Consider the following 22978-nt stretch of genomic DNA (forward strand, 5'->3'; position numbering starts at 1 on the left):
TACGCAGCTATATATTGAAAAGACGTTTTTTATTCCTTTTTTGGCAAATTTTTAATAAAATCTTCGATAGAAAGTGCATTCTTCACATCAAAATCACCAATTTTTGTACGTCGTAATACTGAAAGATGAGCGCCAGAATTTAAAGCTTTTCCAAAATCGTTTGCTAAAGACCTAATGTAAGTACCTTTGCTACAAACTACTCTAAACTCTAAGCTTAAACCGTTAATTTTAGTGATTTCAAAAGCTTCAATGGTTACTTTTCTAGACTTAATTTCTACATCTTCACCAGCACGAGCAAATTCATAAAGACGCTTTCCGTCTTTTTTGATTGCAGAAAATACTGGTGGATATTGATCAATTTCACCAATAAATTGTTTGGTTGTTTGGTGTATTAATGCTTCAGTAATATTATCGGTTGGATAGGTGTTGTCAATTTCAGTTTCTAAATCAAAAGAAGGCGTTGTGCTTCCTAAAACAAAAGTACCAGTATATTCTTTAATTTGACCTTGAAACGTATTTATTTGCTTAGTCATCTTTCCGGTACAAATCACTAATAGACCAGTTGCTAATGGATCTAAAGTACCAGCATGACCAACTTTAATTTTTTTTATGTTAAAGGCTTGCCTGATTTCCCAACGTAGTTTGTTTACAACTTGAAAAGACGTCCAATTTAAAGGCTTATCTATTAATAAAACTTGTCCTGCTTTGTAATCTTCTCCTGTCATTTTTTCTAGTTTAAAATTGAATATATTATAGCAATTAATCCAACAATAGCACAGTAGATAGCAAAGTAAGATAGTTTACTTTTTTTGACTAAACGTATCATCCAAGTACAAGCAAAAAAACCAGAAATAAATGCAGCTATAAATCCAATAGATAATGTGGTGAAGTTTTGAGATTCTAAACTTAAATCACCACTTAACACATCTTTAGCAATTTTACCAAAAATTAAAGGCACAACCATTAAAAACGAAAAACGTGCAGCTTTTGTTTTGTCATTACCCAACAAAACAGAGGTCGAAATTGTTGCGCCACTTCGAGAAATACCTGGAAGCATTGCTATTGCTTGAGAAACACCAATGATAAAAGCATTACCAAATGAAACATCTTTATTAGTGTTTTTAGCTTTATCTGCAAAATATAAAAGCATAGCTGTAATTAATAACATAAAACCAACTAATAAGATGTTTCCTCCAAAAAGTTGCTCTAATTGCTCTTCAAAAAATAGACCTACAATTACTGCAGGCAACATAGATATTGCAATTTTTGAAGCAAATTGTAGATCGTCGTTCCATTCAAATTTTAAAATGCCTTTTAAAAGCGACCAAATGTCTTTTCTAAACACAACAATGGTACTTAAAGCAGTAGCAAAATGAAGTACAACAGTAAATAATAAGCTTTCTTCAGGAATACTTTTATCACCTAAAACAGCTTTTCCTAACTCTAAGTGACCACTTGACGATACCGGTAGAAACTCGGTTAAACCTTGTATAATTCCTAATAAAATTGAATCTAAAACCTCCATTTAAATAAATTAATTGGCCAAAAGTAAACATTTGTTTTTTAAATTTTGAAGCTAGAATCTCTAATAATCAAGTTTGTTTTTATTTCTATAGTTTTATTAACATTAATTTGATTAGTGCTGTTTATTTCTTCAATTATTTGTTTTACTGCTGTAGATCCTATTTTTTGTCCAGGTTGGTCTATTGTTGTTAATTTAGGCTCTATTATCTGTGAGTTTGTAGAATTACTAAATCCTACTACAGCTATATCTTCTGGAATTTTTATACTAAGTTTTTTTAAAGTTTTAATTACTCCAATAGCGGCACTATCCGTTATAGCAAAAATTGCATCTGGTTTTTCTTTTAAGGATAGTAATATATTGGTCATTCTTTTTCCTTGATGCATAGAAATGTCTTCTACACTTAAAACTATTTTACTATCTAATGGAATATTATTTTCTTTTAAAGCTCTTAAATAACCATGATACCTTTTTTCAGAAGTAAAAGAATATTCTGTTTCTTTAATAATTGCAATTCTTTTTTTTCCAATGTTAATTAAATGTTCAACTGCATTAAAAGCAGCTTCTTCTTCATTAATAACTACTTGTGTACATGGTATTTTGTTAGAGGCTTTGTCAAATAAGATAAGAGGTACAGTATTTAATACTTTAAGAATATCATCAACATCTTTTGTCATCTTAGAGATAGACATTAGTACGCCGTCAACACCAAATTGTAACATAGTATTTAGCATTTCGGTTTGCTTTTTTACATCATTATTAGATTCTGATATAATCACTTTATAACCTTGAAGATTTGCTTCTTCTAAGATTCCTCTAATTAAAGTAGTCGTAAAATAATGAGTAATATTAGGTACAATTACCCCTAAAATGTTACTTCTGTGAGATCTAAATCCTTTAGCAAATAGATTGGGAACATAATTTAAATTTCTTGCAAGGTCTTTTACCTTTTGTTTAGTTTCTATACTTATATCTGGATGATCATTTAAAGCTCTAGAAGCTGTAGAAGGAGAAATATTTAGACGTTTAGCTAGGTCTTTTAAGGTAATTATCTTTTTTTTCATGTTTATTTATGCAATCGTTACCGCAATCGTTTGCGTGCGAATCTATTAATTTTTTTGATAAAAATTTAACTATTTGATAATATTTTAGCCTCACTAACACAAAATATATAACTAACATGAAAAAATTTTTACTTACATCTTTAATGATGATTAGTATTATTTCTGCCTTTTCTCAGACTGTCATTAAAGGAAAAGTTTCAGATGCAAATAATACGCCTATAATGGGAGCAAATATTATTATTAAGAATAGTGACTTTGGAGCTGTTACAGATTTTGAGGGTAATTTTACGTTTACTACAAGTTTGACAGGTCAACAGACTTTACAAGTGTCTTACGTTGGTTTTGATACTTTTGAACAAAGTATTGATTGTAATAACAGTGAAGTGAATATTAACGTTGTTTTACAAGAAGGAGAAAATGCATTAGAAACAGTTGTACTTACAGCGTCTTCTACTTTTAGATCTCAAAAAGAGACACCAATGTCTATAAGCTCTGTTAAACAAAAAGACATTACAAAGTTATCTGCAAATAGCCAAGCAGATGTTTTACGTAGTATTCCTGGTATTACTGCAGAAGGTGGTGGAGGAGAAACAGCTACTAACCTTTTTGTAAGAGGTTTACCTTCTGGCGGGCAATACGTATTTAATCCATTACAATACGATGGTATGCCATTAATGAGTACGTTTGGTCTTAACTCTTCTGCTCATGATGTGTATGCTAGACCAGATTTAGGATTTAAAGGCGTAGAATTTGTTAGAGGTGGAGCCGCAGTTTTATACGGTGCTGGTTCTGTAGCAGGTATTATTAATTACACTAGTAAAACAGGAGATTCTAATGATGAAAATATCCTTAATTTAGAGTATGGTACAGATGGAAGATTAAAAACTGAATTCTACTCAGGAGGACAATTAGGAGGAGAAGACTCGAATACTTACTATGCAGTAACTGGTTTTGTTAGAAAAGACGAAGGTCCTATAGATACAGGATTAGATACTAGAGGGTTTCAATTAAGAGCTAATATTAAACAAAAATTTGATAAAGGATTTTTTACAGTACATGGTCAGTTTATAAATGACCGCGCACAATTTTTTATGCCTTTACCTCTTCAAGGAGGATCAAGAGAGCGATTAAATGGTAATGATGGTGATGAGGTACAATCTTTATTAACAGGAGAATTGGCTAACACATCTTTTTTAACACCTGGCGGAAATTATGACAGCCCTATAGGAGATGGTGTTTACACTAAAGGAGGATATATTTTAGCAGACTTTAATTACGATTTAACAGATAATTTAAAATTTAAGTCTAAAGTAAAATATGCTAATTATCAACACAATTTTGCTTTATATGTTGGAGGTAACGGTAATTATGGTAACCCAATTACTTTATCAGATTATGTGTCTGCTGTGGCACCAAATAACATAGATTATACTGCAAAATATTTAGGTGGATCAGGACAACAAATTAATGGTAATGATTTAGTAATTGAAAATTTACACATTGATAGATTAAGACCAATGACAGACTATTCTGGAGAGGCTAATTTAGTTTTTAAATCAGAAAACGGTATACATACTTATACAGCGGGTACATTCTTGGCACGTACAGAAGCAGAAGATGTTAATTATCAATATAGAGTACTTTCAGAATTTAATAATAATCCACGTCTTATAAACTTAAGTTATACAAATGCTGGTGGAGATAATGTTATTTACTCTCAAGGAGGTTTATATAACAGAATAGGTATGACAACTAATAACTTTTTAAACCAAAGTAGAACAGCATTTTATATTACTGACGAGATGGTTTTAGATAAATGGCGTTTTGATGTTGGTTTTAGAATAGAATCTACAAAGGGAACATTTAGAAGAGGAAACTTAGCAGAAAGCCAAGTTTATGATGATGCTAATTTAACTTCAGATCTTCAAAACGTAAGATATACAGACGGTACATTTACAACAGGTGAAATTGAAGCAACAGATTGGGCTGTATCACTTGCAGGTTTATATAAACTAACAGCAACTACAAATTTATACGCTAACTTCTCAAGAGGATTCTTTTTCCCACAACAACGTGGTTTTGCACCAAAACCAGGAATTAGAGACACAAATTATGACGCTGAAACAATTTTACAAGGAGAAATAGGAGCAAAATTTGGTACATCTAAGTTCTCAGGTTCTGCTGCAGCTTATTACGTAGGGTTAAGTGATCGTATTAGAATTGATCAAGCAATTGTTAACGGAGAGTTAGTAGACCAAGGTCGTAGCGAACAATCTACAAAAACATTAGGACTAGAAGCAACTGGTAACTATAAAATAACAGATGCATTTACAGCATCAGCAACATTAACGTATCAAAATCATGAAATTACAACAAATCAAACTGAAGATTTAGTTAATGGAGGCATCACTACAATTAACGAAGGAAATGAAATAGGAAGGCAACCTAACTTTTTAGGATCGTTTGCTCTAAATTATGACAATAGCCAGTTTGACGCTTTATTTTCACTTAACCATACTGGTGCAAAATTTACAGACGATACTAATAACGTAGAGTTAGACGCAATTACTATAGCAAGATTAGGTGCAGGATATACTTTTAAAACTAAAGACAATAGCAATTTAAGAGTAGGATTCTCTGTATTTAACTTATTTGATAGTTCTGGACTTACAGAAGGAAATCCAAGAGCTGGTATTGCAGGACAATCTGCAGATGGTGACTTCTTTTACGGAAGACCAATATTACCAAGACGATTATTTATTACCACTACATTTAATTTCTAAAATTATTTAATTATGTCTTAAAGCATTGGTATTATTTATCGTAATGCCGATGCTTTTTTTACAATTTTTATATTAAACCAAACTATGAGTAAAGACAACCTACAAGAAAAAGCAAAACATATTCTTGATGCTAATTTTAATGAAGATAAAGGATTTACAATACCTTGTGAAGGCTTATATCCTTTTCAATGGAATTGGGATTCAGGCTTCATAGCTATCGGATTTGCCCATTACGATAGTAACAAAGCAAAACGAGAAATAGAAGCGTTATTAAGCGCACAATGGGAAAATGGATTTATTCCTCACATCGTATTTCATAACGATAGTGACACCTATTTTCCTGGTCCAGATTTTCACTTATCAAAACTTCATCCATTAGCATCTAAAAGTCATAGAACAACTGGTATGACGCAACCGCCAGTACTGGGATTTGTGCTTAAAGAAATTTATGATATTGTAGATGATAAAGAGGATATGCTAAATTTTATCAAGCAAAACATAGATAAAGTTTTTTTTAACCATCAACATTTTTACAACCACAGAGACCCAAATCAAGAAGGATTAGTCTTCATATATCATAATTGGGAATCTGGTACAGACAATTCACCAATTTGGGACGATATTTGGGAGACTATGGATCCGCCAAACTATAAGTTTGAAAGACGAGATACCACACACGTCGATGCAGCACAAAGACCAACAAATAGAGAGTATGATTACTATCTTCATTTAATTGAAATTGCAAAAGCGCATAACTATGATGACGCAAAAATTGCAGAATTATCACCATTCTTAGTACAAGACCCATTATTTAATGCTATGCTTATTAAATCTAACGAAGCATTAATTGAGTTGTATGAAATGATTGGCGATTCCGAAGATAAAATAAGTACATTAAAAGCTTGGCAAGAAAAGGCAATAACAAGATTTAACGAAAAGCTTTATAACGAAAAATTAGGAGGTTACGTACACTACGATTTAAGAAACGAAAAGCAGATAGAACATCTTTCGTCTTCATCTTTTGCACCTTTATTTTCCAATATACCAACAAAAGAACATGCTGAGGTAATGGTAAAAACGCTAATTAAAAAGTTTGGAGGAGAAGACCGTTATCTTTGTGCATCTTTCGACCCAGAAAGTGATAGGTTTAATCCTAAAAAATATTGGCGTGGACCAATTTGGATAAATCTTAATTGGATGCTTTATAATGGCCTAAATAATTATGGGTTTACAGATATTGCTAATCGTGTAAAAGAAGATTCTATTACGCTAATCGAAAAATATGGTTTCTACGAATATTTCGATTCTAGAAAATCTGTAACAGAAAATGCTGGTTACGGAGGGAATAACTTTTCTTGGAGTGCAGCATTATTACTAGATTTATTAAAAGACTAAAAAGCAACTAAATGAATTGGCTAGATTACACCATTATTATTGTTTACCTCATAGGTTTTGTGGCTATGGGCTATTTCTTCAAAGAAAATAAAGATTCTAAAGATTATTTTTTAGGAGGAAAAAGCTTAGGTTGGTTTCCACTAAGTTTATCAACTATGGCAACCCAATTATCTGCCATTAGCTTTATTTCAGCACCAGCTTTTGTTGGTTTAAAAGCTAACGGAGGATTAAAATGGTTAACCTTTGAGTTTGGTGTTCCTCTAGCTATGATTGGTATAATGTTTTTCATAATTCCACCTTTATACAAATCTGGTATTGTTAGTATTTATGAATATTTAGAACGTCGCTTTTCTAAATCCACTCGAAAATTAATTAGTGTTGTTTTTCAAATTAGTAGAGCTTTAGGAACAGGTGTAATGGTATTTACTATGGCGTTAATTATACAAGCTGTAGTAGGTATAAGTTTTCATTGGACGTTAATTATTATAAGTATTGTAACACTTATCTATTCGTATCAAGGTGGTATGAAAGCTGTTGTTTGGGGCGACGCAATACAAATGATAATTCTGTTTTCAGGATTAATAATTTGCCTTATTGTTGGTTATTCTTTAATGGAAGATACCGGAACATTTACAGGTTTTAATACCGAAAGATTACAGGTAATAGATCTGTCTAATTTAGGAATTTTCCAAGGTGAAGAATATGGCTTTTGGCCAATGCTTTTAGGTGGTTTGTTTTTGTATTTATCGTACTACGGTACAGACCAAACCCAAGCACAACGCTTATTATCTGCAAAAGACGAAGGTACAATTAGAAAACTTTTAATGGCTAATGGACTGCTAAGATTTCCTGTAGTATTGGTATACTGTATTATGGGATTAATTATTGGCTATTTAGTTAGTAATATTCCAGAGTTTTACCAAAGCATACAAGAAACAACGCGTGTGCATTATCCTGCAGAATATGCAGCTTCTGGTATAAAACCAGATTTAATGATGCCTGTATTTATTACCAAATATTTGCCAAACGGACTAATCGGTATTTTAATGGTTGGTATCTTATCTGCAGCAATGTCTTCGTTAAGTTCTACCATTAATTCGTTAAGTGCTGTAACTATCGAAGATTTTTTTAATAGCGGAAAAAACAAGCTGTCCGAAAAACGCTATATGGTGTTATCTAAAGGGCTTGTTGTTTTTTGGGGTGTAGTTTGTATACTTGCAGCATATCTTTTTGGTAATAGCCAAAGCACAGTTATAGAGCTTATTAATGCTATTACATCCTTGTTTTATGGACCAATATTAGCCGCTTTTGTTATTGCAATATTCTTAAAAAAAGTTAATCATATTGGTATGAATGCTGCCATTATAACATCGGTAGCAGTTAACCTTATTTTTAAATACTTACCAGAGTTAGTCTACTTTTTTACACAAGGTCAGTTTTATTCGGGTCAAGATTCTATTCATTTAGCATTAGCAGATTTAGGATATAATAATGTGCCTGATATTTTTTGGATTTGGTACAATCTTACAGGATTTATAATAGCAATTTTAGTTGCGATTTTAGTGAGTAAATTAACCCATAAAGTACCTGTAAAACAAATAGAGATGGACTATAAAGTTAGCTTTAAAGACCTATTTAAAAAGGAAAGTATTATACTAATTTCATTCTTTGTTTTTATACTTATAGTAAGTTCATTTCTACCTAATATTTTAAGCTAAAAAATGAAAATTATATTAGCACCAGATAAATATAAAGGCTCATTAACAGGCTTAGAGTTTTGTAACATCGTAGCACCAATTTTAAAGCAAACCGTCAATGCAGAGGTCATTAACGTGCCTTTAGCAGACGGAGGAGATGGTACTATTGAAGTTGTTAATTATTACCTTAACGGAAACAATATAGAAGTTGAAGTTAATAATCCGGTATTTAATAAGGTAAAGGCAAACTATCTATATGCCGAAGAGTCTAAAACAGCTTTTATAGAAATGGCTGAAGCATCAGGTTTAAAGCTTTTAAAACCAGAAGAGCAAAATTGTATGAATACCACAACCTTTGGTACCGGACAATTAATTCTCGATGCGATTAATAAAGGTGCAAAACACATCATTTTAGGAATTGGCGGAAGTGCTACTAACGATTGCGGAATTGGTATGGCAACCGCTTTAGGATATCGTTTTTTAGATGAAACTAATAACCAAGTGAAGCCAATTGGTAGAGAGCTAATTAATATTAAATCTATTGATGATACGCATGTAGATTCACAATTAAAATCAGTTAGCATACAAATAGCATGCGATGTCACAAATCCGCTTTTTGGTACAAATGGTGCAGCGCATGTATATGCAAAACAAAAAGGTGCTTCAAAAAATGATATTGAATTTTTAGATCAAGGTCTTCAAAGTTTTTCAAAAGTTTTAGACGCTCATTTCAATACAAATGTTCAAGACATTTCTGGAGCAGGAGCAGCTGGCGGAATGGGTGCAGGTTGCGTAACTTTTTTAAACGGAACACTATCACCAGGAATAGAATTAGTAAAACAAATAGCCGATTTTGATAATAAAATAAAAAACGCAGATTGGATTATTACAGGAGAAGGCAAGCTAGATAGTCAAACACTTTCAGGTAAAGCAATAGATGGTATCTTAAAATCTGCAAAATCAAAAGGGATTAAAGTAGCAACATTTTGTGGTAGTGTAGATTTAAGTCAAGAGGCACTTCAAAAAATAGGCATACAATACAGCGCATCCATTATGGATAAAGCAAAAAACTTTGAAGATGCTTTAGCAAATACAGAGACTTATTTAAATCAAATCACTAAAGATTTTATACTTAAATCAAAATTATAAAGGGTAGATTAATTTTTAGGCTTAGATAGTATTGCATAAACCTGTACGCCAAGACCAATAATAACCAATGTTGGTGCTAGTCTAATGCGTCTCCAACTAAAAATTTCTGGGTTAAACACATTAGGGTCATCACTTCCACCGCCAGACATAAGTATAAATCCAAGCGCCATAAGAGCAAGACCTATGAACATAAACTTATAATTGTGCTTTTTAAAAACCAATTCGGTTTTAAGATTGTTTTTGTTCTTGTTTTTACTTTCGCCCACGATGATTTATTATTTATAAGACAAATTTAAACTTTTTAAATTAATCATATATATGTTTAATGGTATGTTTTTTTGGACTTACCTTTTCTACTTGTGCTACTTTATTATTAGCTTCTGGTTTTGCTTTGGCAATGTAAATTACAATTGCTATAAGACCTATCAATACAAACGTTACTCTTTTCATAACCGTTAATTTTAGGGATTAATTAAATTTGTTAATGTAATGGTATGGTCAGTCGCACTTAATTTTTTGGTTAAGTAAAGATAACGTGCTATTGTGTGAAGTATTGTTAACGCTAACGTTAAAAGCTGTTAAAGTTGTTTAATACAACTGGTCAGTTTTTAAATTTAAAAAACGTTGTGTAGCAAAATGTGTACTTATCCAAGTGATTATAATCCCTAATAAGAAAACGGCTAAAAATAAACCACCAATTAAGACTAAACTTTGTCTAAGTGCTAATTCTGGAAACATTTTATCGACGTAGTAAACAACAAAACCAAGTCCTATTAATGCTACAACAGCACCAAGAATACCAAGTTTTATGCTTTTCCAAACAAAAGGTCTGCGTATAAAGCTTTTTGTAGCACCAACCATTTGCATGGTTTTAATAGTAAATCGTTTAGAGTAAACAGATAATCTAATAGAACTATTAATTAAAAGTACAGCAATTAAAGTGAAGATAGCACTAAGTAACAACACCCAAAAGCTTATTTTTTTAACGTTGCTATTAATAAGTTCAACAAGACTTTCGTCGTATTTAACTTCGTCTACAAAGCTTTTTTCTTGTGCTAAAGCAGTTAATTCTTCTAACTTTTCGTTAGTTAAAAAATCGGCTTTCAACTTTACATCAATACTATTTTGTAAAGGATTATAACCAACTAGATCCATAAAATCGTCACCAAATTCAGATTTCATTGCTTCTGCAGCGTCGTCTTTAGATACAAAATCGGTTGTTTTTACATAGTCTGCAAGCGCTAGACTTTTTTCAAGTTGTTTTATTTCAACATCCTTAGCAGTGTCTTTTAAGTATACCGTGACGTTTACGTTTTCTTTCATAAAATCGGTTACTTTTTTCGCGTTAAGCAATAAAAAGCCAACAATTCCTAATAGAAAAAGTACTAAAGCGATGCTAATTACAACTGAAAAATAAGACGAAATTAAACGTCTTTTTTGATATCTGTCAAAAGATGAACTCATAAAACGATGTTAGATTATACCGTAAAAATATAAATATTTTGGATTGCTTAATGTTTACAACGTTTAAACTTTCAACATTGTTATAATAAGTTTAAATTTGCCCTTTTATAAGCCGAAAAACAACAAGATGCAATACGATTTTAAAAAGATAGAAGACCATTGGCAACAGTATTGGGCCAAAAACGAAACTTTTAAAGCCGAAAACAACAGCGAAAAACCTAAATATTACGTGTTAGACATGTTTCCTTATCCGTCTGGAGCAGGATTACATGTTGGACATCCGTTAGGGTATATTGCTAGTGATATTTATGCACGCTACAAACGCCATAAAGGTTTTAATGTATTGCATCCGCAAGGTTATGATAGCTTTGGCTTACCGGCAGAACAGTATGCTATCCAAACAGGACAACATCCTGCAATTACAACAAAAACCAACATTGCTACTTATAGAAAACAGTTAGACAAAATTGGATTTTCTTTTGATTGGAGTAGAGAAGTACGTACCAGTAATCCAGAGTATTATAAATGGACGCAGTGGATTTTCATTCAACTGTTCAACTCTTGGTATAACGTAGATACAGATCAAGCTGAAGACATTTCAACATTAGAAGCACTTTTTTCTTCAGAAGGAAATACAACAGTTAACGCTGTTTGTGACGAAACAGTTGAAACATTTTCTGCTGAAGAATGGCAAGCCTTTTCATCTGAAAAACAACAAGACATATTATTAAAATACAGATTAACGTATTTAGCCGAAACCGAAGTAAATTGGTGTCCGGCTTTAGGAACCGTTTTGGCTAACGACGAGATTGTAAATGGTGTGTCAGAACGAGGCGGTCATCCTGTTGTGCGTAAAAAAATGACACAATGGTCTATGCGTATTTCGGCGTATGCAGAGCGATTATTACAAGGTTTAGATAGCATCGATTGGACAGATGCGTTAAAAGAAAGTCAGCGTAACTGGATAGGTAAATCAGTTGGAGCATCTGTAACTTTCAACGTAAAAGATCATGATGAAACTATCGAAGTGTTCACCACAAGACCAGATACTATTTTTGGCGTAAGTTTTATGACCTTAGCGCCAGAACACGATTTGGTTTCAAAAATTACAACACCAGAACAAAAAGATGAGGTAAACGCTTACATCGAAGCAACTGCAAAACGTAGCGAACGCGACCGTATGGCAGATGTAAAAACCATTTCTGGTGCATTTACAGGTGCGTATGCAGAGCATCCGTTTACAAAAGAACCAATCCCAATTTGGATTGGAGATTACGTACTAGCTAGTTATGGTACTGGAGCAGTAATGGCTGTACCTTGTGGCGACCAACGTGATTACGATTTTGCTAAACATTTTAATATCGAAATCCCAAATATTTTTGAAGGTGTAGATATAAGCGAAGCAGCGTTTGCAGATAAAGAAAAAACCGTGATAGCTAATAGCGATTTCCTTAACGGAATGAACTACAAAAAAGCAACCAAACGCGCTATTTTTGAGCTAGAACAAATTGGACAAGGACAAGGAAAAACCAACTACCGTTTACGCGACGCAGTATTTAGTCGTCAGCGTTATTGGGGAGAACCTTTCCCGGTGTATTATGTTAATGGTATGCCACAAATGATAGACCAAAAACACTTGCCAATTACCTTACCAGAAGTAGAAAAATATCTACCAACCGAAACTGGCGAGCCACCATTGGGTCGTGCAGATGTTTGGGCTTGGGATATGCAATTAAACCAAGTGGTTAGCAACGATAAAATAGACGATAAAACGGTATTTCCTTTAGAGCTTAACACCATGCCAGGTTGGGCAGGAAGTTCTTGGTATTTCTTTAGATATATGGAAGAACAAGCCAATCGTGGTAACGCATTTGCAACCGAAGATGCACTTAACTACTGGGAAAATGTAGATTTATACATTGGCGGAAGCGAGCACGCTACAGGACATTTATTATATGCACGTTTTTGGACTAAGTTTTTAAAAGATAGAAATTTTGTAAACGTAGACGAACCTTTTAAAAAGCTAATAAACCAAGGAATGATTTTGGGAGAAAGTGCTTTCTTATATGTTATTGAAGGTAGATTTGTCAAGAATGATAAAAATGAAAATGGTTTTGTTCAGTTAATAATCACTAAACAGTTTTTTGATGAGCTAAAACACAAGTCAGGAAAGATAGAATATTTATCTCCTAAATTAAAGGAATTTTTAAAAGAGAAACTTGAGTTTCACAAAGACTTTAACTCTAGGTTAAAAGGGTATGATTTATACTACAATGCTTTTAAGACAACAAATATTGATATTAGTTATGTGACTTTAAATAATCAATTGAATTTAACAGAAATGACTAATGACAATAGATATGAATTGCTGAGAAACGCAAATTATTTTGACGGAGAGAATATTGTTGAAAGTAATGATATAAATGAAGAAACTATAATTAAAGTTTATCGCGAAGTCGAAAAAATGTCAAAATCAAAATACAACGTGGTTAATCCAGATCAAATCTGTGAAGATTACGGCGCAGATAGCTTACGTTTGTATGAGATGTTTTTGGGTCCGTTAGAACAAGCAAAACCTTGGAATACTGCTGGTATTACAGGTGTGCATGGTTTCCTTAAAAAATTATGGAAGTTATACGTAGACGATAACGGTTTAAAAATTACCGATGCAGAACCTACAAAAGACAACTTAAAAACCTTACATAAAACCATTAAAAAGGTAGAAGAAGATATTGAGAATTTCTCTTTCAATACATCGGTATCTACTTTTATGATTGCAGTTAACGAGCTGACGGCGCAAAAATGTACAAGTCGCGATATTTTACAACCATTACTAATTTTAGTATCGCCATACGCACCACATATTGCAGAAGAGTTATGGCATCAATTAGGTAATGAAATGTCAATTTCTACAGCGCCTTTCCCAGTTTTTGAAGAAAAACATTTAGTAGAAAGCAGTAAGAATTATCCAATTTCATTTAACGGTAAAATGCGTTTTACACTTGAATTACCATTGGATATGAGCAAAGACGAAATAGAAAAAACCGTTATGGCTCACGAAAAAACACAAGAACAATTACAAGGTCGTACACCTAAAAAAGTAATTATTGTACCAGGTAAAATTGTGAATATCGTAGGATAAATTTCTGCAAAAGCAGGAATCTCTTTTGGATAAAATATCACACTGAGTTCATAGGAGTTTTAAATAAGAAAACGTTGAGTCATTTCGACGCTAGGAGAAATCACATAATTATTACATATCGTGTGCGATGTCTCACGTGAGTTCGACATGACATGATTAAAAATACCACAAAAGCCTTCAATAATTTTTGAAGGCTTTTTTTATACTTCTCGATACAATTTGCTCGTACCTCACAAATCACTCGAAGTGACGGATAGTTTTAATTCCAATGCGTCAGTTCGAGTGGCGCGACGTAAGGAGCGTTGTATCGAGAACTTTGAGCAATAGATGAGGTTATTTTTATTAAAACCTAAAACCTAATAGGTACAATAATTCACTGGAAGTGACAAGTTATCCTGTAATGGTAATTCAGAAAGCAAAGTTGATAAAGCAAAAATCTGACAAAATTACCTAACATTAAATTGGCTTACTTTTTGTTATATTTAAATCATTAATATTAAAAAGAGAAAAACATGTTTACAGGATATATGGGTTACTACATACTAATAGGTGTTATTGCATTAATAAGTGGTATGGTAAGTAGTCAATTAAAACGAAAATTTGCACATTACTCTAAGGTACATTTACGCAACGGAATGACAGGCGCACAAATAGCAGAAAAAATGTTAGCCGATCATGGTATACAAGATGTAAAAGTAATTTCTACAAGAGGACAATTAACAGACCATTACAATCCAGTAGATAAAACCGTTAATTTAAGTGAAGTAGTATACAGTCATGCCAATGCAGCAGCAGCAGCAGTAGCAGCTCACGAAGTTGGTCACGCTGTACAACATGCTACAGCGTATCAATATTTAACGATGCGATCTAAACTAGTGCCAATTGTGCAAGTTACATCAAGTATGTCACAATGGGTTGTAATTGGTGGTATAGTATTAATGGCATCTAATGCTTTAGGCGGTAGTGGTTTTTATGTAGCAGTTGCTGGATTAATTATGATGGGATTTGCTACCTTATTTAGTTTTATCACTTTACCTGTAGAGTACGATGCAAGTAACCGTGCATTAGCATGGTTAAAAGCTAAAAATATGGTAACTCCAGAAGAATATAAAGGTAGTGAAGATGCTTTAAAATGGGCAGCAAGAACCTATTTAGTTGCAGCAATTGGTGCTTTAGCCTCATTACTATATTGGGCATTACAAGTATTTGGAAGTCGAGATTAAACAAATAAGTATTAGATTATAAATCAAGCCGAAGAGTAAAACGATTTCTTCGGATTTTTTGTTTATATTTAAAATCTAATTAAACAATAATTTTTATATGGAAAATCAAATTCAAGGTCCAATATTAGTTGGCAATTTAGAAGATAGCGAAAAAGCTATTTTTTATCGTAAAACTTATACTCACGTTGCATTGGCAATTTTAGCCTTTATACTACTAGAGTATATCTTTATAGGTATGTTTGAAGATGCAGTTATTTCATTAATTAACCTTATGTTTGGAAGTAGCTTTTCTTGGTTAATAGTCTTGGGTCTTTTTTGGTTTGGAAGTAGTATGGCAGATAAACTTGCTCATAATCCTTCAAAACAAACCCAATACTTAGGATTAGGACTCTATGTGCTTTTAGAAGCAATCATTTTTTTACCAATGATATATCTTGCGGCATATCATTCTACAGGATCAGAAATGTTAACTCAAGCAGCAATAATTACACTTTGCCTTTTTGCAGGTTTAACAGCTACAGTATTCATGACAAATAAGAATTTTTCTTTCCTTAAAACAGGTTTGGTTATAGGAAGCTTTGTAGCAATTGGATTAATCGTTGCAGGAACTATTTTTGGTTTTGATTTAGGACTGTGGTTTTCTGTAGGAATGGTTGTGTTTGCTGGAGCAGCAATTTTATATCAAACATCTAAAGTAAAATATGAATATACTGGTGATCAATACGTAGGTGCAGCTTTGGGTATATTTGCTTCAGTAATGTTATTATTCTGGTATATACTTCAATTATTTATGTCCAGAGACTAGATTAATGTTTGGGCGTTACACACTTTTGCTTTTAATGGCAAAAGTGCGTCAGGCTTTCGCAAGTCGCAATCAAAGATGTGCTCCGACAGTTGCTCAATCCTTAACGCAAAAAAACACCTCAAAATTTTAAAATTTTGAGGTGTTTTTTTTTGTTCTTTTCTCTTTATTCTAAAAGCGTAGCGATCTAGAATCTAGATTTTAATTTGTCTTTCTATCTGTTGATCTAAAGAAATAAATGTTTCTGTTCTAGATACGCCTTCTATAGATTGAATTTGACTATTTAATAAGTGCATTAAATGCGAGTTGTCTTTACAAAGAATCTTAATTAAAATACTCCAATTACCTGTAGTATAATGACACTCGATAACTTCAGGTATTTTTTGTAATTGTTTTACAGCTTGCGGGTTACTAATGGCTTTATCTAAATAAATCCCAACAAACGCCATAGTAGTATAGCCTAAAACTTTAGGATTTATGACAAATTTAGATCCAGCAATAAGTTTAGATTTTTCTAGCTTACGTAAACGTTGGTGTATTGCAGCGCCCGAAATACCAACTTGTCTAGCAATTTCTAATATAGGTGTACGGGCATCTTCCATAAGTGCGCGTAATATTTTCTTGTCAATACCGTCTATGATAATATTGTTATTTGAAGTTTTCAAAAGATTTAAGCTTATAGTTTAAAAGATAAAAGTAAGTATTTTGTTTTAAACTAAAACTTTATTTTGTGTAATTACCTTTGGCTAGCGCGTTAGGGATAGTAATGTAAATCCCACAGCGAGGTACGAGCGAGGAATTGCAATGAATAGCCCGACCGTACCGATGTTTTCGGTACGGTAACGCTATAATAATCTTAAATATTTAAAGGGTTATACCCTAAATAAGGTACTTCGGTTTCTTTAAAAATTATACCATAATTTTCTAATTCTTCAAGAATTGGTGTGTACACTTCTTTGTTTATTGGAAGTTGTACACCTGGTGTTGTAATTTTTTTATTTAATATGGCTAATGTAGCTATTGCAACGGGTAAGCCTACTGTTTTTGCCATAGCTGTGTAGGTTTGATCCTCGCCTAAACAAACCATTGTCGAGTCTATTTGGTGTTTTTTACCATCTAACTCGTATCCAAATTTGTGATACATCACTAGCATATCTTTGTCTTCTTGTGCTAGTGTCCAGCTATCCATTAATATTTTTTGAAGGATTTGCGCTGGTGTTCCTTTTTTAAGTTCGACCATTTTATTAGGGTTAAAAATATCAAGCTCTACAAACTTGTCCCAAACCATATCATCCTGGTCTATCTTTAATGCGTGTCTAAATTTAAGCTCTACAGAGTCTGTTGGACTGTATGGTAAAAAAGAGTTTACAAAGTCGCGATAGCTCATGTTTTCACTATCATCTATGGTATAGCTATCGTCTGTCATGCCTAATAAAACAAAAGCTTGCCAAGCACGAGAAAATCCTACACGACGCATTGTACCTCTGTATAATGTCCTGATATTATCTAATCCGTAAACGCTTTGGTATTTTAAAGAATCGCGATTAGCATAAGCTTCAAAGCGTCCAAAACCTTCAATTTCTAAAAATTCGGTACGTCTAAATAATCTGTGATAAGGAATATATTTATAGGTGTTTTCTTGTAAAAATTTAGCAGCGCCACCTTGTCCTGCAACAACAACATTTCTTGGATTCCAAGTAAATTTGTAGTTCCAAAGATTGTTATCACTTTCTGGCGCTACAAGTCCGCCACAAAATGATTCAAATAGTATCATTTTTCCGCCTTTATCACGAATACGGTCTATCACTTGCATAGCGCTCATGTGGTCAATACCAGGATCTACACCAATTTCGTTCATAAAAACTAAACCTTTATCCTTAACTTGTTGGTCTAAAGCTTGCATCTCGTCACTTATGTAAGATGCTGTAACCATATTTTTACCGTAGGTCACACAATCTTTAGCAACTTCTATATGAAATCTTGCAGGTAGCATAGAGATAACAATATCTGCTTTTTTAACAGCATCTTCTCTAGAGTTTTTATCAAAGACATCTAGAGTTATAGCTGTAGCATTTTTATGATTACCAATCATTTTTTTAGCATTATCAATGTCTAAATCACCAACGGTAATGTGCAGATTTTCAGTTTCAGATTGTTCTAATAAATATTTGAATAAGTAAGAGGTTGATTTTCCGGAACCTATAACTAATATATGTCGCATAAAGGTTATTAACTATTTTTAATTTTTATGTAATATTTTTAAAGTATCTTATATTTTTATACGAATTTAATAAATACTTACTGTATTTTTGTGTTAAGATTAAATTATTATGAATAAAAGAATTCTAATTTTAGCTTCATTTTTAGGTTTAACAAGCGTAATAATCGGTGCTTTTGGGGCTCATGGATTAAAGGAAGTTTTAGATGCAGAGCAATTGCAAACTTTTGAAGTTGGTGTACGTTACCAAATGTATCACGCATTATTCTTGTTATTTATAGGGCTTATTGATAAGATTTCAGAAAAAACAAAATCAACAATATTCTATTTAGTATTTGTAGGTGTTATCTTTTTTTCAGGCTCAATATATGGTCTAGCTACAAATGATTTAACAGGTTTTGATTTTAGCAAAATAGCACTAATAACACCAATAGGTGGCGCTTTATTAATAGCAGCTTGGGCTATATTGTTAATAAACTTTTTAAAATATAAAGAGAATTAACAAGTTTTACTTAGCGTTAATTTATATTAAATTTTACCTTTGCACTTTAAACAACACAAACAAATTATGGTAAACCATACACAATCCACGAAAACGATTTCGTTAGAACAGTACGGAATCAAAAATGCACAAGTACAATATCAACTAACACCTGATCAATTACATGATGTAACTATAGAAAAAGGTTTAGGAGTAGAAGCATCTTCTGGAGCTTTAGCAATTAATACTGGAGAGTTTACAGGTCGTTCTCCTCAAGATCGTTTTATTGTAAAAGATAGTATTACCGAAGATAAAATTTGGTGGGGAGATATTAATATTCCGTTTGATTCGGATAAATTTCAGAAATTATATGATAAGGTAACCGCTTACCTTTCTGATAAAGAAGTTTTTGTAAGAGATGCGTATGCTTGCGCAGATGATAATTACAAACTAAATATTAGAGTAATTAACGAATTACCTTGGAGTAACATGTTTGCTTATAACATGTTTTTAAGACCAACAGAAGAAGAGTTAAATAACTTTACTCCAGAATGGACTGTAGTAAATGCACCAGGTTTTATGGCAGATCCAGAAGTAGATGGAACACGTCAACATAACTTTGCTATTTTAGATTTTACACGTAAAATAGCCTTAATTGGCGGAACAGGTTATACTGGTGAAATCAAGAAAGGTATTTTTTCTGCTTTAAACTTTATTTTACCAGTGTTTAAAAATACGTTGCCAATGCACTGTAGTGCTAACGTAGGTGAAAATGATGAAACAGCTATCTTTTTTGGTTTATCAGGAACAGGAAAAACAACACTGTCTGCAGATCCAAATAGAAAATTAATTGGAGATGATGAGCACGGTTGGACATCAGAAAACTCTGTGTTTAATTTTGAAGGTGGATGTTATGCTAAAGTGATAGATCTTTCTGAAGAAAAAGAACCAGATATTTTTAGAGCAATTAAAAGAGGTGCAATTTTAGAAAATGTTATTATGGATGATAATGGCGTTGTAGATTTTGCAGATACTTCAATCACACAAAATACACGTGTTAGTTATCCAATTTATCATATTGATAACATCCAAAAACCATCTATTGGTAAAAACCCTAAAAACATATTTTTCTTAACAGCAGATGCTTTTGGTGTATTGCCTCCAATTTCAAAATTAACACCAGCACAAGCTGCTTACCATTTTATATCAGGTTACACAGCTAAAGTAGCAGGTACAGAAGCAGGTATTACAGAACCAGTACCAAGCTTTTCAGCGTGTTTCGGAGCTCCTTTTATGCCTTTACATCCTACAAAATATGCAGAGATGTTAAGCAAAAAAATGAAAGAAGCAGGTGTAAACGTTTGGCTAGTTAATACTGGATGGACTGGCGGATCTTACGGTGTAGGAAGCAGAATTAAACTAAAATACACTAGAGCTATGATTAATGCGGTATTAAATGGTGATTTAGGTTTATACAATTATAACGATTATCACATTCATTCTGTATTTGGTGTAGCGCAACCAAGAAGTTGTCCAGGTGTACCAACAGAAGTTTTAAGTCCAAGAGCAACTTGGAATAATGATAAAGAATATTACAAAACAGCATTTAAATTAGCTAATGCGTTTAGAACTAACTTTGAAAAGTTTGAATCTTACGCAAGCGAAGAAATTAGACGTGGCGGACCGCAACGTTATGCTGAGTAATACAAACCAAGTGTTAAAGTAAAAAAGCGCTATCTAAATAATTAGATAGCGCTTTTTTTATACTGCTTAAAGAGAAGTTTTTACTTTCCTTTATTTACTTCTTTAATGTATTTTTCTAAAGCCATAGTCATAGAAGGTGTTTCTGGTGTTGGTGCAGAAATGTCTACACGTAATCCTTTTGCTTCAACAGCTTTAATTGTAGTATTACCAAACACAGCAATTCTTGTATCGTTTTGCTTAAAGTCAGGAAAATTATGAAATAAAGACTCGATACCAGATGGACTAAAAAACACTAATATGTCATAGTACACGTTGGCTAAGTCTGATAGGTCACTAATTACAGTTCTGTAAAAAATAGCTTCTTTCCAATCTACACCAAGTCCATCTAATATGGTTGGTACTTCTGGTTTTAACTTGTCTGTTGTTGGTAATAAAAATTTTTCGTCTTTATACTTTTTGATTAATGGCGAAAGCTCTGCGAAAGTACGTTTACCCACATAAATTTTACGTTTTCTGTAAACAACGTATTTTTGTAAGTAAAAAGCTACAGCTTCAGACTGGCAAAAGTACTTCATTGTATCTGGTACTTTAAAGCGCATTTCTTCGGCTACTCTAAAAAAGTGATCTACTGCATTTCTACTGGTTAGGATAATTGCAGTGTATTTAGTCAAATCTACTTTTTGTTGTCTAATTTCTTTTGTAGATACACCTTCTACGTGAATAAAAGGTCTAAAATCAATTTTAACTTTCTGCTTTTCTGAAAGATCAAAGTATGGCGAATTTTCAATTTTAGGTTCTGGTTGCGAGACTAAAATGGTTTTCACTTTCATAAGTATCTTTAAATTTTTAGGCCTATTTTATTGCTATAAATTGATAAACAATAAGGTAAGGTGCGATTTCGAGAGCGCAAAGATACAAAATAAAATAAAACATACTTCTTTTAAATACATTAAGATTAGCTTTAAAAAAAGTTAATAAACCTAAACTAAAAACAGTTAATCCTAATAAACTTATAATAATCAGTGTGTTAAGATTTGGAGTGACCGAGTATATTAATATTGCATTAATTGGTAGTAATAATAAACCTAGATAATTTCTATAACTAGTTTTAGTAAACAGGTAATCTTTAATAAGCAATTCTATCTCAAAAATGCTAGATAATAAACGTTCTAAAAGTACTTTTACTATAAAAAAGCAAGCTATCAAAAGTGCATATTTTAAGATTAGTAATTGCGAAATTGTCTCGCCAACCAAGCTGTTTATAAACAAGTAAAAAAAGATAGCGGCATTAAGGCACAAGTTTATAAACAGTATGCCATCAAAAAGCTCAATAAAATGCTGATCTTTTGAAAATAACTTTGTGTATCGGTTATTAACAACTAAGTAAGAAAAAGTCTCAAAACGTTTTGTGTAGATTAATTTACTTAAGGCAATACAAATTAAGCACACTATAAATATTAGTGTAATAATATCTGTATTTATAATTTCTCTAATCACGTGGTAAAATTATTACTTTTTAAAGCAAAAAAATGGCAATTATTAAGGTTTTTTTATAAACATTTAACCCTATAAAATGTACATTTGCCTAAATTTTTAAAAGAATTAATGCAAGACGCCATTGTCATTATACCAACGTATAACGAAGTTGAAAACATAGAAGCAATTATAAAAGCTGTTTTCAATTTAAAAAAAGAGTTCCATATTTTAGTGGTAGATGATAATTCTCCAGATGGAACTGCAAAAAAAGTACAGCGTCTTCAAAAACACTATCAAGACAAGTTGTTTTTGTCCGTTAGAAAAGAAAAATCTGGACTAGGTACAGCCTACATACATGGGTTTTATTGGGCTTTAGAAAAAAAATACAATTACATTTTTGAAATGGATGCAGATTTTTCTCACAACCCAAAAGATTTAGAAAAACTATATAAAGCATGCCATGTAGATGGCGCAGACATTGCAATAGGATCAAGATATGTTAAAGGTGTAAATGTTGTAAATTGGCCATTAGGTCGTATAATCTTATCTTATGGAGCATCATTTTACGTTAGATTTATAACAGGAATGCGTATAAAAGACGCAACAGCAGGTTTTGTATGTTATAAAAGACAAGTTTTAGAGACACTAGACTTAGAAGATATAAAGTTTGTAGGTTACGCATTTCAAATAGAAATGAAATTTAAAGCATATTTAAAACGTTTTAAAATCGTAGAAATACCTGTTATTTTTGTAGACAGAATAAAAGGCGAATCTAAATTAAGTTCTAGCATCATATCCGAAGCCATTTTTGGAGTGATTGCTATGAAAATAAAAAGTATATTTAAAAAGAAATAAGGC

General features: G+C 32.3%; 20 protein-coding genes. 10 read left to right on the forward strand and 10 right to left on the reverse strand.

The features are described 5' to 3' along the window. Positions 1–29: 29 nt before the first annotated feature. From truB to ACEQT4_RS05400, 3 genes are read right to left on the reverse strand one after another with little or no spacing between them, the layout of a single operon-like run. Complete coding sequence (truB, locus tag ACEQT4_RS05390; RefSeq protein ID WP_370226426.1) at positions 30–725, reverse strand: tRNA pseudouridine(55) synthase TruB; 696 nt, start codon at positions 723–725, stop codon at positions 30–32. 5 nt (positions 726–730) lie between these two features. Further along, positions 731–1525 (reverse strand): undecaprenyl-diphosphate phosphatase, encoded by a 795-nt coding sequence (locus ACEQT4_RS05395; RefSeq protein WP_370226428.1) that lies wholly within the window; start codon positions 1523–1525, stop codon positions 731–733. Between the two features lie 38 nt (positions 1526–1563). After that, positions 1564–2586, reverse strand: coding sequence for a LacI family DNA-binding transcriptional regulator (locus tag ACEQT4_RS05400; protein ID WP_336068476.1), 1023 nt, complete (start codon positions 2584–2586; stop codon positions 1564–1566). A gap of 116 nt (positions 2587–2702) precedes the next feature. On the opposite strand from ACEQT4_RS05400, the gene ACEQT4_RS05405 reads away from it, so the two are divergent. The 4 genes from ACEQT4_RS05405 (at position 2703) to ACEQT4_RS05420 (ending at position 9610) form a co-directional block, all read left to right on the forward strand. Next, entirely contained in the window at positions 2703–5369 is a 2667-nt protein-coding gene (locus tag ACEQT4_RS05405) for a TonB-dependent receptor domain-containing protein (protein ID WP_370226429.1), read from the forward strand. A gap of 84 nt (positions 5370–5453) precedes the next feature. Further along, the gene (locus ACEQT4_RS05410) at positions 5454–6764 is read left to right on the forward strand and encodes a trehalase family glycosidase (protein ID WP_370226431.1); all 1311 of its coding nucleotides are present in this window, start codon (positions 5454–5456) and stop codon (positions 6762–6764) included. 11 nt (positions 6765–6775) lie between these two features. Then, complete coding sequence (locus ACEQT4_RS05415) at positions 6776–8482, forward strand: sodium/solute symporter (RefSeq protein ID WP_370226432.1); 1707 nt, start codon at positions 6776–6778, stop codon at positions 8480–8482. 3 nt (positions 8483–8485) lie between these two features. Next, positions 8486–9610, forward strand: a complete 1125-nt coding sequence (locus tag ACEQT4_RS05420) for a glycerate kinase (RefSeq protein WP_370226433.1) — start codon at positions 8486–8488, stop codon at positions 9608–9610. Positions 9611–9618: 8 nt separating this feature from the next. On the opposite strand, the gene ACEQT4_RS05425 is transcribed toward ACEQT4_RS05420, so the two are convergent. From ACEQT4_RS05425 to ACEQT4_RS05435, 3 genes are all read right to left on the reverse strand, one after another. Next, a complete protein-coding gene (locus tag ACEQT4_RS05425; RefSeq protein WP_027880868.1) occupies positions 9619–9876 on the reverse strand; it encodes a DUF3098 domain-containing protein in 258 nt (85 codons plus the stop codon). A 40-nt stretch (positions 9877–9916) separates the two neighbouring features. Then, entirely contained in the window at positions 9917–10060 is a 144-nt protein-coding gene (locus ACEQT4_RS05430; protein WP_155912670.1) for a hypothetical protein, read from the reverse strand. Between the two features lie 138 nt (positions 10061–10198). Next, a complete protein-coding gene (locus ACEQT4_RS05435) occupies positions 10199–11074 on the reverse strand; it encodes an ABC transporter permease (RefSeq protein WP_027880869.1) in 876 nt (291 codons plus the stop codon). A 127-nt stretch (positions 11075–11201) separates the two neighbouring features. Between ACEQT4_RS05435 and ACEQT4_RS05440 the strand changes: the two genes are divergently transcribed. From ACEQT4_RS05440 to ACEQT4_RS05450, 3 genes are all read left to right on the forward strand, one after another. Beyond that, the gene (locus ACEQT4_RS05440) at positions 11202–14216 is read left to right on the forward strand and encodes a leucine--tRNA ligase (protein WP_370226435.1); all 3015 of its coding nucleotides are present in this window, start codon (positions 11202–11204) and stop codon (positions 14214–14216) included. Positions 14217–14728: 512 nt separating this feature from the next. Beyond that, positions 14729–15439 (forward strand): zinc metallopeptidase, encoded by a 711-nt coding sequence (locus ACEQT4_RS05445; protein WP_370226436.1) that lies wholly within the window; start codon positions 14729–14731, stop codon positions 15437–15439. Positions 15440–15536: 97 nt separating this feature from the next. Continuing rightward, positions 15537–16244, forward strand: coding sequence for a Bax inhibitor-1 family protein (locus tag ACEQT4_RS05450; RefSeq protein ID WP_370226437.1), 708 nt, complete (start codon positions 15537–15539; stop codon positions 16242–16244). Between the two features lie 191 nt (positions 16245–16435). On the opposite strand, the gene ACEQT4_RS05455 is transcribed toward ACEQT4_RS05450, so the two are convergent. Further along, on the reverse strand, positions 16436–16906 hold the full coding sequence (locus ACEQT4_RS05455) for an Lrp/AsnC ligand binding domain-containing protein (RefSeq protein ID WP_027880874.1): 471 nt from the start codon (positions 16904–16906) through the stop codon (positions 16436–16438). Between the two features lie 191 nt (positions 16907–17097). Beyond that, entirely contained in the window at positions 17098–18462 is a 1365-nt protein-coding gene (locus ACEQT4_RS05460) for a saccharopine dehydrogenase family protein (protein WP_027880875.1), read from the reverse strand. Between the two features lie 109 nt (positions 18463–18571). Here ACEQT4_RS05460 and ACEQT4_RS05465 point away from each other — a divergent pair, with 109 nt between their 5' ends. Next, complete coding sequence (locus tag ACEQT4_RS05465; protein WP_027880876.1) at positions 18572–18961, forward strand: DUF423 domain-containing protein; 390 nt, start codon at positions 18572–18574, stop codon at positions 18959–18961. Positions 18962–19027: 66 nt separating this feature from the next. After that, entirely contained in the window at positions 19028–20644 is a 1617-nt protein-coding gene (gene pckA / locus ACEQT4_RS05470; RefSeq protein WP_336129665.1) for a phosphoenolpyruvate carboxykinase (ATP), read from the forward strand. 80 nt (positions 20645–20724) lie between these two features. On the opposite strand, the gene ACEQT4_RS05475 is transcribed toward pckA, so the two are convergent. Continuing rightward, complete coding sequence (locus tag ACEQT4_RS05475; RefSeq protein WP_027880878.1) at positions 20725–21474, reverse strand: uroporphyrinogen-III synthase; 750 nt, start codon at positions 21472–21474, stop codon at positions 20725–20727. Positions 21475–21496: 22 nt separating this feature from the next. Beyond that, positions 21497–22141 (reverse strand): DUF4271 domain-containing protein, encoded by a 645-nt coding sequence (locus tag ACEQT4_RS05480; protein WP_370226439.1) that lies wholly within the window; start codon positions 22139–22141, stop codon positions 21497–21499. Between the two features lie 108 nt (positions 22142–22249). Between ACEQT4_RS05480 and ACEQT4_RS05485 the strand changes: the two genes are divergently transcribed. After that, complete coding sequence (locus ACEQT4_RS05485; protein ID WP_370226707.1) at positions 22250–22975, forward strand: polyprenol monophosphomannose synthase; 726 nt, start codon at positions 22250–22252, stop codon at positions 22973–22975. The last annotated feature ends 3 nt before the right edge of the window (positions 22976–22978 follow it).

This window comes from Mesoflavibacter sp. (assembly GCF_964226795.1).
Lineage (GTDB): Bacteria > Bacteroidota > Bacteroidia > Flavobacteriales > Flavobacteriaceae > Mesoflavibacter > Mesoflavibacter zeaxanthinifaciens.

Bases quoted from the DNA above. Each gene is read 5' to 3' on its own strand.
- truB (WP_370226426.1), bottom strand. From the start codon at position 725: ATGACAGGAGAAGATTACAAAGCAGGACAAGTTTTATTAATAGATAAG.
- ACEQT4_RS05395 (WP_370226428.1), bottom strand. From the start codon at position 1,525: ATGGAGGTTTTAGATTCAATTTTATTAGGAATTATACAAGGTTTAACC.
- ACEQT4_RS05400 (WP_336068476.1), bottom strand. From the start codon at position 2,586: ATGAAAAAAAAGATAATTACCTTAAAAGACCTAGCTAAACGTCTAAAT.
- ACEQT4_RS05405 (WP_370226429.1), top strand. From the start codon at position 2,703: ATGAAAAAATTTTTACTTACATCTTTAATGATGATTAGTATTATTTCT.
- ACEQT4_RS05410 (WP_370226431.1), top strand. From the start codon at position 5,454: ATGAGTAAAGACAACCTACAAGAAAAAGCAAAACATATTCTTGATGCT.
- ACEQT4_RS05415 (WP_370226432.1), top strand. From the start codon at position 6,776: ATGAATTGGCTAGATTACACCATTATTATTGTTTACCTCATAGGTTTT.
- ACEQT4_RS05420 (WP_370226433.1), top strand. From the start codon at position 8,486: ATGAAAATTATATTAGCACCAGATAAATATAAAGGCTCATTAACAGGC.
- ACEQT4_RS05430 (WP_155912670.1), bottom strand. From the start codon at position 10,060: ATGAAAAGAGTAACGTTTGTATTGATAGGTCTTATAGCAATTGTAATT.
- ACEQT4_RS05435 (WP_027880869.1), bottom strand. From the start codon at position 11,074: ATGAGTTCATCTTTTGACAGATATCAAAAAAGACGTTTAATTTCGTCT.
- ACEQT4_RS05440 (WP_370226435.1), top strand. From the start codon at position 11,202: ATGCAATACGATTTTAAAAAGATAGAAGACCATTGGCAACAGTATTGG.
- ACEQT4_RS05445 (WP_370226436.1), top strand. From the start codon at position 14,729: ATGTTTACAGGATATATGGGTTACTACATACTAATAGGTGTTATTGCA.
- ACEQT4_RS05450 (WP_370226437.1), top strand. From the start codon at position 15,537: ATGGAAAATCAAATTCAAGGTCCAATATTAGTTGGCAATTTAGAAGAT.
- ACEQT4_RS05460 (WP_027880875.1), bottom strand. From the start codon at position 18,462: ATGCGACATATATTAGTTATAGGTTCCGGAAAATCAACCTCTTACTTA.
- ACEQT4_RS05465 (WP_027880876.1), top strand. From the start codon at position 18,572: ATGAATAAAAGAATTCTAATTTTAGCTTCATTTTTAGGTTTAACAAGC.
- pckA (WP_336129665.1), top strand. From the start codon at position 19,028: ATGGTAAACCATACACAATCCACGAAAACGATTTCGTTAGAACAGTAC.
- ACEQT4_RS05475 (WP_027880878.1), bottom strand. From the start codon at position 21,474: ATGAAAGTGAAAACCATTTTAGTCTCGCAACCAGAACCTAAAATTGAA.
- ACEQT4_RS05485 (WP_370226707.1), top strand. From the start codon at position 22,250: ATGCAAGACGCCATTGTCATTATACCAACGTATAACGAAGTTGAAAAC.